This is a genomic window from Bacillus sp. MZGC1 (assembly GCF_002998605.1).
Taxonomy (GTDB): domain Bacteria; phylum Bacillota; class Bacilli; order Bacillales; family Bacillaceae; genus Bacillus.
In genome coordinates this window covers 59,225-71,560 of record NZ_PVRE01000003.1, presented here as the reverse complement: position 1 = coordinate 71,560, position 12,336 = coordinate 59,225, and the positions used below count along the sequence as shown (strand labels likewise).

The window sequence follows — 12,336 nt, the reverse complement described above, 5'->3', positions numbered from 1 at the left end:
GGCATGTGGTCATCACATGCCTTTTTTTATTGATTTCTTCTTCGTGCGCTATCTGGACCTTCTAATGCTGTTGCCCCTTTATGATGAATGGATTGATCACGGTCAGATTCCACTCTTTTTGATGCCTTTAAGCGTTTTTCCTGTCTATCTTTTCCCATCATGCATCCCTCCTCAATTATTAGAGTGTCACCTCTTGTTTATTTCATACAATGTCCAAAGCGATCCCTTACGTTTAAAAATTGGGGATTTTCCCATAATGTAATTGAGGTGATGAGACGTTGGAGGCTTTGTACTATTATTGGTCCATATGGTTCGTTTGGATTATGGTGACATTTATTATGGAAAAAAGCTCATGGCGCAGTATGCTAGGCGTTTGTGTCCTCGTCCATATTATATGTAGTCATTTCATGGTATCCATGTTTGATATGAGCCTCAATGCGGGGTACTTGATGACCTTTTTATATGCATGTGCAGGTTTCGTTATATTCCGGTCTGGCCATCAAATGATGAGAATCATGCAATTAGGCTCCATGGTGAGCGCATATGCCTTTTTTATGATTTTTGCATTATATGACCCGGTTTGGTTCACGCTAATAAAAGTGGATTGGGTCGTATTTGCCTTGCTGATCTTGATGTCTTTGACATATGGACATCATTTCACAGAACGAGTCACCCTATGGATGATGTCTGTATGTCTTGGCGAAGCCCTTTATGCGCTGACGATTCACCGCCTGACATCATCGATTGTCATAGGAGATCTCTCTTTTCTGTCCCTTGTTGTTCAAGGGTCCATCTTCCTATTAGGTGTCGATCAGCTTGAAAAGCTCTTGAACGCCCGTTCATCAAGAAAACCAGTAAAAGGGGCTGCAAAATCAACATGACGGATTATACGTTTCCTGTGATTATTGGTGTCATCTTTGGGATGGCGGCCAGACTTTATATGTTAAGAACAGATTACCGGCAATACCCCACGTATATTCATGGACAAGTGATTCATATTGCGCTTGGTTTTATCGCTTCAGGACTTGGTGCGATCATTATGCCTGCACTCATTCAGGAGGAATTTACGGCGATTACCTTTCTCACGCTGGCGGCCACACAATTCCGAGACGTCCGCAATATGGAAAGAAATACGTTAACTCAAATGGATTCATATGAGCTAGTCTCAAGAGGCAGTACATATATAGAAGGCATTGCCATTGCCTTTGAAAGCCGGAATTATATTGCGATTCTCACGGCACTGATTACGACCACAGCCTGTATTTTCTTCTCGCTCGTTATTGGGACAGTGGTCGGTATTCTTTGTTTTTTCTTGGCAAAGCTATTAATGTCTGGCAGTCAATTAAAGGATATTGTCAATATACAAAAAGGAGAGCTTCGCTTTGATGGGGCAGGGCTTTATGTAAATGATATTTACATCATGAATATCGGACTGCCCGAAAAGCAAAAGCTCATTTTAGAGCATGGGATGGGCTTTATTTTGACGCCGAAAAATTTCAACTCAGCCACAACGATTGCCAATCTTGGGCAGCGGCAAGCCATTTTATTTGATTTATCCAACGTACTTGGTGTGTATCGCGACTCTGGTGAACCATCGCTCTGTCCGCTCGCAAAACGTGATCTAAATAACGGCACACTTGGCGTGTTCATTTTACCGCAATGGTATCGTGAAGATTTGGCTGTCCGTGTATTGGAAGAAGTGCCTATTTTAGAAAATGCCATCAGAATGCCGACAGAGTTCATAAAAAAGAAAGTGAGGTAATAGAGCATGGCGAACACCATTGAACAATTTATACTCGCTGTGGCTACAACAAATAAAGAGCGGGTCATGGGCGGAACAGCCGTTTTTTTCTGTGAAAATAAAGAAGAACTCGACATGTACGCCATGAATTTAGAGGCCATTTTAGATGGAATTGCACACGGAATTGGAGAAGATCTTTACTTGATTGTCAAACATTTTTAAGTTATTCATTGTGGTCTGATTAAAAATTGATATAATATATAAGTTGAACCCTTCATGTTTGAAGGGTTTATTTCATAAAACTGAATGAAAATTTTAAATCCCGGTTGAAACATGATGATGAACATATTGAATCGCGGCTGGATTGAAAGGAAGGGTACTATGGGTAAACCTGTCGTAGCCATTGTTGGAAGGCCCAACGTTGGAAAATCTACAATTTTTAATCGAATCGCAGGCGAAAGAATATCGATTGTAGAAGACACACCTGGTGTAACAAGAGATCGAATCTATAGCTCTGCTGAATGGTTAAATTATGACTTTAACTTAATAGATACTGGTGGAATTGATATTGGAGATGAGCCATTTTTAGCGCAAATTCGCCATCAGGCAGAAATCGCAATGGATGAAGCGGATGTCATTATCTTTATGGTGAATGGCCGAGATGGTGTCACATCTGCGGACGAAGAAGTCGCAAAAATTTTATATCGCACGAAAAAGCCAGTTGTACTTGCTGTCAATAAACTGGACAACCCTGAAATGAGAAGTGACGTGTATGACTTTTATGCACTAGGGTTTGGCGAACCGTATCCGATTTCTGGAACGCACGGATTAGGTCTAGGTGATTTACTTGATGCTGTCGCAGAACACTTCAAAAATTTACCGGATACACAGTATGCTGAAGAAGTTGTTCAGTTCTGCTTAATCGGCCGCCCGAATGTAGGGAAATCTTCTTTAGTGAATGCAATGCTTGGAGAAGACCGGGTCATTGTGAGCAACATCGCTGGTACAACAAGAGATGCTGTGGATACGATGTTTACGTACAATCAGCGTGACTTTGTCATTGTCGATACAGCAGGTATGAGGAAAAAAGGAAAAGTATATGAAACAACAGAGAAATACAGTGTGCTTCGTGCATTAAAAGCCATTGATCGTTCTGATGTTGTCGCTGTTGTTCTAGACGGTGAAGAAGGCATTATTGAGCAGGATAAACGTATTGCAGGCTATGCACACGAAGCTGGTAAAGCTGTTGTGATCGTTGTGAACAAATGGGACGCTGTTGAAAAAGATGAGCGTACAATGAAGGAATTTGAGCAAAACATTCGCGAGCATTTTCAATTCCTGGATTATGCACCTGTCTTGTTTATGTCTGCTCTCACGAAAAAGAGAATTCATACGTTAATGCCATCCATTATTACAGCTAGTGAAAATCATGCGATGCGCGTTCAAACGAATATTTTGAACGATATCATCATGGATGCAGTGGCAATGAATCCAACACCGACTCATAATGGACAGCGTCTGAAAATTTACTATGCGACACAGGTGGCTATTAAGCCTCCGTCCTTTGTGGTGTTTGTAAATGATCCAGAGCTTATGCACTTTTCTTATGAACGTTTCCTAGAAAACCGCATTCGAGATGCATTTGGTTTTGAAGGAACACCGATTAAAATATTTGCGAGAGCGAGAAAATAAAAAGGGTGAGCAGAATGAAGAAAATTTCAGTACTTGGAGCAGGAAGCTGGGGGACAGCTCTTGCTCTTGTATTAGCTGATAATCATCATGATGTACACATGTGGGGACATAGACAAGAGCTCATTGACCAAATCAATGAGAAACATGAAAATCATGATTACTTGCCAAATGTCTCACTGCCAGCGTCTATCAAGGCGACGACAGACATGAAGCAGGCGTTAGAGGGGACAGACGCTATTATTGTCGCTGTGCCAACAAAGGCCATTCGTGAAGTATTAAAGCAGGCAAATGAGCTGATCATATCGAAAGTGCCGTTTGTTCATGTAAGTAAAGGGATTGAACCAGATACACTTCTGAGAATATCTCAAATGATTGAACAAGAAGTCCCAGATGAGAAAAGAGAAGCTGTTGTTGTCTTATCAGGGCCGAGCCATGCCGAAGAAGTAGGCTTGCGTCATCCGACAACTGTCACTGTCTCATCAGAAAATATTGAAGCGGCTCAATTTGTTCAAGATTTGTTCATGAACAACAACTTTAGAGTATACACAAACCCAGATGTGATTGGTGTAGAAATTGGCGGAGCACTGAAAAATATCATTGCTCTTGCGGCAGGGATCACAGACGGACTTGGATATGGTGACAATGCGAAAGCGGCGCTCATCACTAGAGGACTCGCTGAAATCGCACGTCTCGGTACAAAAATGGGAGGAAATCCTCTGACATTTGCCGGATTAACAGGCGTGGGAGATTTGATCGTGACATGTACAAGTGTTCATTCGCGTAACTGGCGCTGCGGAAATCTACTTGGTAAAGGGTATAAGCTTGAAGAAGTGCTTGAAAAAATGGGGATGGTTGTTGAAGGCGTACGTACAACAAAAGGCGCTTATCAGCTCTCCAAAGAATACAAGGTCAGCATGCCGATTACAGAGGCGCTTTACCACGTCTTATTTGAAGGGAAAAAGGTCGACGATGCTGTAGAATCATTGATGGCACGTGTGAAAACACATGAAATGGAAGACCTTGTGAACATGTTTGAAAACCAAACAAAATAAATGGAAGACTGAACTTAGGCATGTAGAGGATGCAAGAAGGGGAAGACTTGCATAACATAGCAATGAAGTTTGAATAGAGCTTTGCCTCTACAGAATGAGGAAAAATAGTCGATTTAATGACTGAAGCAGAGTCCCCCTCTTTGCTTCAGTTTTTTTATGCGCTTTTTTCTGAATGATTGGAAAAATGATTGATATTTACCTTATTTTTGGTTTAGAATGAAATATAAACGCTTACAATTTGTTCGTTTTGAAGGGGGACAGGCACGATGAGTTTTGCTTTAATCAAGATGTGGTTTGCGCTTGGTTCAATGGGGCTCATGTTTTTAGCCGTAGTAACCATTTATTTCAGTCGATTTAAGCTGAAAAGCCGGTTTCTTAAAATAACAGCCTCGACCGTCGCATACAGCTTGATGCTTATATCAGGTATCATTGTGTTTTTAGTTGTATTTAGCGGGCCGGTCAATGAATAAAGAAAAAGGAAGAATGTGATGATCAAAGCAAAAGTCAGTGTCACGTTGTTAGCACTTATTTTACTAACAGGATGTCTGTATCCAGAAAATCGCAAAACTGAAAACCGTGTGCCATATGAAGAACAGCTGCAAAGCGTTCAGACAGCGATTGAGGAATTTCAAAAAGCAACAAATGGCCTTTTGCCGATTGAAACGAAAGAAGCAGACACGCCGGTTTATCAGAAGTACGTCATCGACTTTAAGCGCTTGTCACCAAGATATTTACACGATGTACCGTCGACATCTTTTGAAGGCGGGGGCGAATATATGTATGTCCTCACAGACGTCGAAAAAAAACCAACGGTGAAACTGCTTGATGTCAAAATGACGCAAACCATCAGTGAATTACGGCTTAGAATCAAAATATATCAAGATGAACATACATATCCGCCATATGGCAAAGTAGTATCAAGCAATTTATATACGTTAAATGAAAAAAAGCTAGGCTTAAAATCGCCGCCTACGGTCATGAGTCCGGTGACGGGGAATTCCCTCCCGTTACTGATTTCATCAAATGGCGAAATCTATGTGGACTACCGAAGTGATTTTGCTCATATTTTGAAGAATACGAAACAAAAGCTCAAACCAGGTGAAAACATTCAAGATGTCTATTGGCAGGAAACCCCGTTTGTACCCGCGTTTTCTGTCCCATATACCATCAACAAAAAAGGTGAGCCTGACTTTTTAGAAAAAAAGACGTCATAAACAAGAATGAACCTTTTTCCTCTGCATATAAATGAGGAGAAAGGTTTTTTTATGGCTAAACATACTCTCAAAACAAAAAAGGTGTCATATTCAAATAGGACAACGTCATACACATATATTGTCCAGACACCTTTCAAGCACAGTTTGATTGAAGAATAGAGTATTTTATTTGAAAACGAGGATAGCAAGTCCGGGAGGGGATCACTTGGAAAAAGTCGATATTTTCAAGGATATCGCTGAACGAACAGGAGGCGATATATATTTAGGAGTCGTTGGCGCTGTTCGTACAGGGAAATCTACGTTTATTAAAAAGTTTATGGAGCTCGTGGTGCTCCCGAATATCAATAATGAGGCAGATCGTGCAAGAGCACAGGATGAATTGCCGCAAAGTGCAGCAGGAAAAACCATTATGACCACTGAGCCAAAATTTGTACCGAATCAAGCGGCATCGATCCATGTGAGTGACGGTCTTGATGTCAACATCAGGCTTGTTGATTGTGTCGGATACACAGTCCCTGGTGCGCGCGGGTATGAAGATGAAAATGGTCCAAGAATGATCAACACGCCGTGGTATGAAGAGCCAATCCCGTTCCATGAAGCAGCGGAAATTGGCACACGCAAGGTCATTCAAGAGCATTCAACCATCGGTGTTGTGATTACAACAGATGGTTCCATTGGAGAAATCCCAAGACATGATTATATTGAATCTGAAGAACGTGTGATTGATGAGCTCAAAGAGGTTGGAAAGCCGTTTATTATGGTAATCAACTCTGTGAGGCCATATCACCCTGAAACAGAAGCGCTGCGGCAGGAACTCAGCCAAAAATATGATATTCCAGTACTCGCCATGAGTGTAGAAAGTATGAGAGAGCAAGACGTCCTTAGTGTGCTTCGTGAAGCATTATATGAATTCCCAGTCCTAGAGGTGAATGTGAACTTGCCAAGCTGGGTCATGGTGCTGAAAGAAGATCATTGGCTGAGAGAAAGTTATCAGGATTCAGTGAAGGAAACCGTAAAGGATATTAAAAGATTAAGAGATGTTGACCGTGTCGTTGGTCAATTCAGCGAATTTGACTTTATTGAAAGAGCGGGCTTAGCAGGGATTGAAATGGGTCAGGGGATTGCGGAGATTGACCTGTACGCCCCAGATGATCTATATGATCATATTCTAAAAGAAGTGGTTGGTGTGGAAATTAGAGGGAAAGACCATCTTCTAGAGCTCATGCAAGATTTTGCGCATGCGAAGACAGAATATGATCAAGTATCAGACGCATTAAAAATGGTGAAGCAGACGGGATACGGGATTGCGGCCCCGGCCTTGTCAGATATGAGTTTAGATGAGCCAGAAATCATTAGGCAGGGCTCGAGATTCGGCGTGAGATTAAAGGCGGTTGCGCCATCTATTCATATGATTAAGGTAGATGTAGAGAGTGAATTTGCACCGATTATTGGAACAGAGAAACAAAGTGAAGAGCTCGTCCGCTACTTAATGCAAGACTTTGAAGATGATCCGCTTTCGATTTGGAATTCTGATATATTTGGGCGCTCACTCAGCTCCCTTGTCAGAGAAGGTATTCAAGCAAAGCTGTCGCTGATGCCAGAAAATGCAAGGTATAAGCTGAAAGAAACGCTTGAAAGAATCATCAACGAAGGATCAGGCGGTTTGATCGCCATTATCCTATAGCATGTGAGACCTCTCATTGACAGGGGTCTTTTTTTGCGTATTGAATGAGTCATAAAAAGACAAATGTATAAAGATTAGTCAGATTCAGGCTGAAATTAGGAATATTCGTTCGCAAAAGTGCCCTTAATCCTTGACGAATAAGGATTCTTCCCTTTAAAATGCTTGATATGGTATTTCATATGTGTTAATCTACTTACAGAAAATCTTCACTTTGTTGGACAAACATTCCTTCAAAGAGTTGTTTTCTAATGAATAGCCATGTATAACGCTTTCTAGACGCTCTTTTTTTCGAAAAAAGTGTATAGAAAGAAGATGAATTGTGAAGAAATGATAACAATCTACTGAATGCATATTTTTGGGAGGAGGTGAAAGGCATGAACAAGACAGAACTTATTAACGCGGTTGCTGAAGCAAGCGAGTTATCTAAAAAAGACGCGACAAAAGCAGTTGATTCTGTTTTTGATACAATTTTAGATGCACTTAAAAATGGTGACAAAATCCAACTTATCGGTTTTGGTAACTTTGAAGTACGTGAGCGTTCAGCTCGTAAAGGACGTAACCCACAAACTGGTGCAGAGATCGAAATCCCTGCAAGCAAAGTACCTGCTTTCAAACCAGGTAAAGCACTTAAAGACGCGGTGGCAGGTAAATAATCGTTATGTGTAATGATCCTATTGCAGGAGTTATACATATACAGTTTCACACTGGTCTAGAAAAGCCCCTTTCATAAGGGGCTTTTCCTTTTGAATCAAAAGGTTCGTTTAGAACGCTCTCCTTTGCTTTTAGGATCTGAAGTGTGCTAGAATCTGATTGAAATGTAATCGCCTTTGGAGGATATAATACATGAGTGAAATAAATAAAGAACTAATTGAACACGCAGTACGCGATATATTAAAAGCCATCGGAGAAGATCCAGATCGTGAAGGACTTCTTGATACCCCAAAACGAGTAGCAAAAATGTATGAAGAAGTGTTCTCGGGATTAAATGAAGATCCAAAAGAACATTTTAAAACCATTTTTGGTGAAGACCACGAAGAACTCGTTCTTGTAAAAGATATTGCTTTCCATTCAATGTGTGAACACCACCTTGTACCTTTTTACGGAAAAGCCCATGTCGCTTATATTCCGCGCGGCGGAAAAGTAACGGGACTTAGCAAACTTGCAAGAGCTGTAGAGGCTGTTGCCAAACGCCCGCAGCTTCAGGAACGCATTACATCAACCATTGCAGATAGTATGGTGGAAACACTCAATCCGCATGGCGTGATGATTGTCGTTGAAGCAGAACATATGTGTATGACGATGCGCGGAGTGAAAAAGCCAGGTGCTAAAACCGTGACATCAGCAGTACGCGGTACATTTGCAAATGATACGGCGGCAAGAGCAGAAGTGCTTTCCTTTATTAAAAACGACTAATTCAATAGATGGAAGGTGAACAGATTGAGTGAAAATAAAGCATCTGATTTTGTAGTGATTAAAGCCATTGATAATGGTGTAAATGTCATCGGCTTAACTAGAGGCTCTGATACAAGATTTCACCATTCCGAAAAGCTCGATAAAGGTGAAGTCATCATTGCACAATTTACTGAGCATACGTCAGCGATCAAAGTAAGAGGCGATGCTGTCATTCAAACAAGCTTCGGTGAAATTCAAAGCGAAGCAAAGAAATAAGCACTTGAATGCACTTGATAGCATAAAAGTGAGAGCTGATATGGTATAATAAATCTCTATACAATGTGCAGGGCTACATATGAAACTGTAATTTTTGGGACAAGGGTGATATCTTTGCAAGACATCTACGGAATTTTATCTAATCTAAATATAAAATTAAATAAAAAGCTTTCTCATCCTTATTTGGCGAAGCATTTACGTGCGCCACTCATCGATGAAGATAAGCTCCTTCTTTTTCATGCAATGTTTGATGAAGCTCAAATTGATGCAGAGAAAAAAGAAAATTATATTTTAACGGCGATGCTTGTACAAATTGCCCTTGATACCCATGACGAAGTCACAACTGCTGCAGCCATCAAACAAGACGAATTCAAAAATCGTCAGCTGACCATCCTAGCAGGAGACTATTTCAGCGGTCTCTATTATTCTCTTCTCTCTGACATGAAAGACATCTACATGATTCGCACGCTCGCAACGGCGATCAAAGAGATCAATGAACATAAAATTAGACTGTATGATCGATCCATTCAAGATGCAGCGCACTTTTACAAAAGTGTAGCAACTGTTGAGTCTGCGTTATTCCAAAGGGTTTCTGAGCATTTTCAATTAACGCATTGGAATGAGATTGCAAGTCGTTTCCTTGTTTATAAGCGTTTCATGAAACAAGCAGAAGATGACAAACATTTAAAACTTTTTTTGAACGATAGCTATACGGACGCCTATACATGTTTTGACAACTTTGAGAAGGAAGGCTATGAAAAGGCCAAACGATCGATCAAGGAGCATCTTGTTTCATCTCCGGTCGTTCAAAAAGAGCTATTAAATCGCTTGGATCATATGAAAAATGAGCCTGCGTACCATCAGAAAGTGGAAGAAGGGTAAGTCATGCAGCAATCAAAAGAACAGCGAGTACACGGTGTATTTGAAAAAATTTATAAAAATTATGATCAAATGAACTCTGTCATCAGCTTTAAGCAGCATAAAAAGTGGCGCGATAAAACAATGAAACTCATGAATGTTCAAAAAGGAGCCAAAGCATTAGACGTATGCTGCGGAACAGCCGATTGGACCATTGCGCTTGCTGATGCTGTAGGCGAAAAAGGCGAAGTCAAAGGCCTTGATTTTAGTAAAAATATGCTGAGTGTTGGAGAAACGAAGGTGAAAACTGGGGGCTATAATCAAATTGAACTGCTTCACGGCAATGCGATGGAGCTTCCTTTTGAGGATAACACATTTGATTATGTCACGATCGGTTTTGGCCTACGAAACGTCCCTGATTACTTAACGGTGCTAAAGGAAATGACAAGAGTCGTGAAGCCTGGTGGAATGGTTGTCTGTCTTGAGACATCACAGCCTGAAATGATTGGGTTTAAACAAGGTTACTATGTCTATTTCAAATACATCATGCCGCTCTTTGGTAAACTGTTTGCCAAAAGCTATCAGGAGTATTCATGGCTTCAAGAATCAGCCAAAGCGTTCCCTGGCATGAAAGAACTGGCGGCTCTTTTCGAAGAGGCGGGTCTGTCTGATGTCTCGTATCATCCATTTACAGGCGGTGTAGCAGCAACACATATCGGAAAGAAGCTTTGAATAAACGATATTTGGGTGAAAATAATGAAACTAAAAGCAATGATCTCTTTTTTAAATCATGATATCGATATTATTGAAAAAGAGCTTGAACAAACAGTTCGCTCTGATTATGCATTATTAAGTGAAGCTGGTCTTCATTTGCTGCAAGCGGGCGGAAAACGAATCCGCCCCGTTTTTGTTCTCCTTTCAGGCATGTTTGGCGACTATGACATTAATAAAATTAAATATGTTGCCGTTGCTCTTGAGCTGATTCATATGGCATCGCTCGTTCATGATGATGTCATTGATGATGCTGAGCTGAGAAGAGGCAAGCCAACGATTAAGGCAAAATGGGACAATCGAATTGCCATGTACACAGGAGATTATATGTTTGCAAGATCGCTTGAGTATATGACAAAGATCAATCACCCAATGGCGCATGAAATTTTGTCAAAGATGGTCGTCGAGCTCTGTCTTGGTGAAATCGAGCAAGTGAAAGACAAATACAATATGGATCAAAACCTGCGTACATACTTAAGAAGAATCAAACGAAAAACAGCCTTGCTCATTGCAGGCAGCTGCCAGTTAGGTGCGATAGCAGCAGGTACAGATGAGAAAACACATAAAGCCCTTTACTGGTTTGGCTATTATGTCGGTATGTCCTATCAGATCATTGATGATGTGCTTGATTTCACATCAACTGAAGAAGAGCTTGGTAAGCCTGTTGGGGGAGACCTTTTACAAGGAAATGTCACACTCCCGGTCTTATATGCACTGAAGAACCAGGCACTCGAAGGCCAATTAAAGCTGATTAATAGTGAAACAACGGAAATGCAGCTGAAGCCTGTGATTGAACATCTCAAACAAACAGATGCGATCGACCGCTCGATTCGAGTGAGTGAAATGTATTTGAAGAAGGCATTTGAACAGCTGGACAAACTTCCTCGAGGACGAGCAAAAACGTCACTCGCCTCCATTGCCAAATATATTGGAAAACGAAAATTCTAATCAACATGTTGTTGATTGGTTTTTTTGTGAAATTTTTTGTCAAAAATTGATTATTATAAAAAAAAATGATACGATCACTTTGTAACAATGTAAGCCTATACATACATAACGACGGGGTGGAGAACGTATATGGACAAAACATTTCTTATGGTCAAACCTGATGGTGTGGAAAGACAATTAATCGGTGAAATTGTGTCAAGATTCGAAAAAAAGGGGCTTCAGCTTGTTGGTGCAAAACTAATGAGTATTCCAAAAGAAGTAGCAGAAACACATTACGGAGAGCATAAAGAAAAACCATTTTTCGGGGAATTGGTTGACTTTATTACGTCAGGACCAGTATTTGCAATGGTATGGCAAGGTGAACAGGTAGTAGATGTAACAAGACAGATTATCGGCAAAACAAACCCGAAGGAAGCACTTCCAGGCACAATAAGAGGAGACTATGGATTGACGGTTGGAAAAAACATTATCCATGGCTCAGACTCACCAGAAAGTGCTGAAAGAGAAATCAACTTATTCTTCAAACAAGAAGAACTCACAAGCTGGGATCAAACCATCTCAAGCTGGATTTATTAAGGTTCAAGCCAAGGTGTTCATCAAATGAGCACCTTGGCTTTTTTTATATGAATATTTCTACACGAAATTTCGCATGAGAAGATACAAATTTTCGATAAAAACAGCTATACTAGGACAAAGATAGATGAGACA

16 protein-coding genes are annotated in these 12,336 nt (G+C 40.7%); 15 read left to right on the top strand and 1 reads right to left on the bottom strand.

All coding sequences use genetic code 11. The annotated features are described in order from the left end of the window. Positions 1–26: 26 nt before the first annotated feature. Positions 27–158, bottom strand: coding sequence for a YpzI family protein (locus C6Y06_RS09690; protein ID WP_066030721.1), 132 nt, complete (start codon positions 156–158; stop codon positions 27–29). A 120-nt stretch (positions 159–278) separates the two neighbouring features. Between C6Y06_RS09690 and C6Y06_RS09685 the strand changes: the two genes are divergently transcribed. From C6Y06_RS09685 to ndk, 15 genes are all read left to right on the top strand, one after another. Then, positions 279–881, top strand: a complete 603-nt coding sequence (locus C6Y06_RS09685) for a YphA family membrane protein (RefSeq protein ID WP_223249886.1) — start codon at positions 279–281, stop codon at positions 879–881. Next, entirely contained in the window at positions 878–1,762 is an 885-nt protein-coding gene (locus C6Y06_RS09680; RefSeq protein ID WP_034661083.1) for a YIEGIA family protein, read from the top strand. The genes C6Y06_RS09685 and C6Y06_RS09680 overlap by 4 nt, the downstream gene beginning before the upstream one ends. 6 nt (positions 1,763–1,768) lie before the next feature. Then, the gene (locus C6Y06_RS09675) at positions 1,769–1,963 is read left to right on the top strand and encodes a capping complex subunit for YIEGIA (protein ID WP_003215794.1); all 195 of its coding nucleotides are present in this window, start codon (positions 1,769–1,771) and stop codon (positions 1,961–1,963) included. Positions 1,964–2,122: 159 nt separating this feature from the next. Further along, positions 2,123–3,433, top strand: coding sequence for a ribosome biogenesis GTPase Der (gene der / locus C6Y06_RS09670; protein ID WP_034661082.1), 1,311 nt, complete (start codon positions 2,123–2,125; stop codon positions 3,431–3,433). 14 nt (positions 3,434–3,447) lie between these two features. Continuing rightward, entirely contained in the window at positions 3,448–4,485 is a 1,038-nt protein-coding gene (locus C6Y06_RS09665; RefSeq protein ID WP_060596748.1) for an NAD(P)H-dependent glycerol-3-phosphate dehydrogenase, read from the top strand. 266 nt (positions 4,486–4,751) lie between these two features. Continuing rightward, complete coding sequence (locus C6Y06_RS09660; protein ID WP_034318888.1) at positions 4,752–4,955, top strand: DUF2768 domain-containing protein; 204 nt, start codon at positions 4,752–4,754, stop codon at positions 4,953–4,955. An 18-nt stretch (positions 4,956–4,973) separates the two neighbouring features. Further along, positions 4,974–5,699, top strand: coding sequence for a hypothetical protein (locus C6Y06_RS09655; RefSeq protein WP_034661080.1), 726 nt, complete (start codon positions 4,974–4,976; stop codon positions 5,697–5,699). A gap of 205 nt (positions 5,700–5,904) precedes the next feature. Then, positions 5,905–7,383: a stage IV sporulation protein A gene (gene spoIVA / locus C6Y06_RS09650; RefSeq protein ID WP_008344534.1), complete on the top strand. Its 1,479-nt coding sequence runs from the start codon at positions 5,905–5,907 to the stop codon at positions 7,381–7,383. 374 nt (positions 7,384–7,757) lie between these two features. Next, positions 7,758–8,036, top strand: coding sequence for a non-specific DNA-binding protein Hbs (hbs, locus tag C6Y06_RS09640; RefSeq protein WP_003215863.1), 279 nt, complete (start codon positions 7,758–7,760; stop codon positions 8,034–8,036). A gap of 190 nt (positions 8,037–8,226) precedes the next feature. After that, complete coding sequence (folE, locus tag C6Y06_RS09635; protein ID WP_034661079.1) at positions 8,227–8,796, top strand: GTP cyclohydrolase I FolE; 570 nt, start codon at positions 8,227–8,229, stop codon at positions 8,794–8,796. Positions 8,797–8,820: 24 nt separating this feature from the next. Then, positions 8,821–9,051: a trp RNA-binding attenuation protein MtrB gene (mtrB, locus tag C6Y06_RS09630; protein ID WP_008344541.1), complete on the top strand. Its 231-nt coding sequence runs from the start codon at positions 8,821–8,823 to the stop codon at positions 9,049–9,051. Positions 9,052–9,165: 114 nt separating this feature from the next. Further along, the gene (locus C6Y06_RS09625; protein WP_060596747.1) at positions 9,166–9,933 is read left to right on the top strand and encodes a heptaprenyl diphosphate synthase component 1; all 768 of its coding nucleotides are present in this window, start codon (positions 9,166–9,168) and stop codon (positions 9,931–9,933) included. Positions 9,934–9,936: 3 nt separating this feature from the next. Then, positions 9,937–10,641 (top strand): demethylmenaquinone methyltransferase, encoded by a 705-nt coding sequence (locus C6Y06_RS09620; RefSeq protein ID WP_034661076.1) that lies wholly within the window; start codon positions 9,937–9,939, stop codon positions 10,639–10,641. Positions 10,642–10,665: 24 nt separating this feature from the next. Further along, positions 10,666–11,628, top strand: a complete 963-nt coding sequence (hepT, locus tag C6Y06_RS09615; protein WP_034661075.1) for a heptaprenyl diphosphate synthase component II — start codon at positions 10,666–10,668, stop codon at positions 11,626–11,628. 129 nt (positions 11,629–11,757) lie between these two features. After that, on the top strand, positions 11,758–12,204 hold the full coding sequence (ndk, locus tag C6Y06_RS09610) for a nucleoside-diphosphate kinase (protein ID WP_034661072.1): 447 nt from the start codon (positions 11,758–11,760) through the stop codon (positions 12,202–12,204). The last annotated feature ends 132 nt before the right edge of the window (positions 12,205–12,336 follow it).

Excerpts from the sequence above, each read along its gene's own strand:
- folE (WP_034661079.1), top strand. The coding sequence starts at position 8,227 with ATGAGTGAAATAAATAAAGAACTAATTGAACACGCAGTACGCGATATA.
- der (WP_034661082.1), top strand. The coding sequence starts at position 2,123 with ATGGGTAAACCTGTCGTAGCCATTGTTGGAAGGCCCAACGTTGGAAAA.
- hbs (WP_003215863.1), top strand. The coding sequence starts at position 7,758 with ATGAACAAGACAGAACTTATTAACGCGGTTGCTGAAGCAAGCGAGTTA.
- C6Y06_RS09675 (WP_003215794.1), top strand. The coding sequence starts at position 1,769 with ATGGCGAACACCATTGAACAATTTATACTCGCTGTGGCTACAACAAAT.
- ndk (WP_034661072.1), top strand. The coding sequence starts at position 11,758 with ATGGACAAAACATTTCTTATGGTCAAACCTGATGGTGTGGAAAGACAA.
- hepT (WP_034661075.1), top strand. The coding sequence starts at position 10,666 with ATGAAACTAAAAGCAATGATCTCTTTTTTAAATCATGATATCGATATT.
- C6Y06_RS09665 (WP_060596748.1), top strand. The coding sequence starts at position 3,448 with ATGAAGAAAATTTCAGTACTTGGAGCAGGAAGCTGGGGGACAGCTCTT.
- C6Y06_RS09655 (WP_034661080.1), top strand. The coding sequence starts at position 4,974 with ATGATCAAAGCAAAAGTCAGTGTCACGTTGTTAGCACTTATTTTACTA.
- C6Y06_RS09680 (WP_034661083.1), top strand. The coding sequence starts at position 878 with ATGACGGATTATACGTTTCCTGTGATTATTGGTGTCATCTTTGGGATG.
- C6Y06_RS09620 (WP_034661076.1), top strand. The coding sequence starts at position 9,937 with ATGCAGCAATCAAAAGAACAGCGAGTACACGGTGTATTTGAAAAAATT.
- C6Y06_RS09660 (WP_034318888.1), top strand. The coding sequence starts at position 4,752 with ATGAGTTTTGCTTTAATCAAGATGTGGTTTGCGCTTGGTTCAATGGGG.
- C6Y06_RS09690 (WP_066030721.1), bottom strand. The coding sequence starts at position 158 with ATGGGAAAAGATAGACAGGAAAAACGCTTAAAGGCATCAAAAAGAGTG.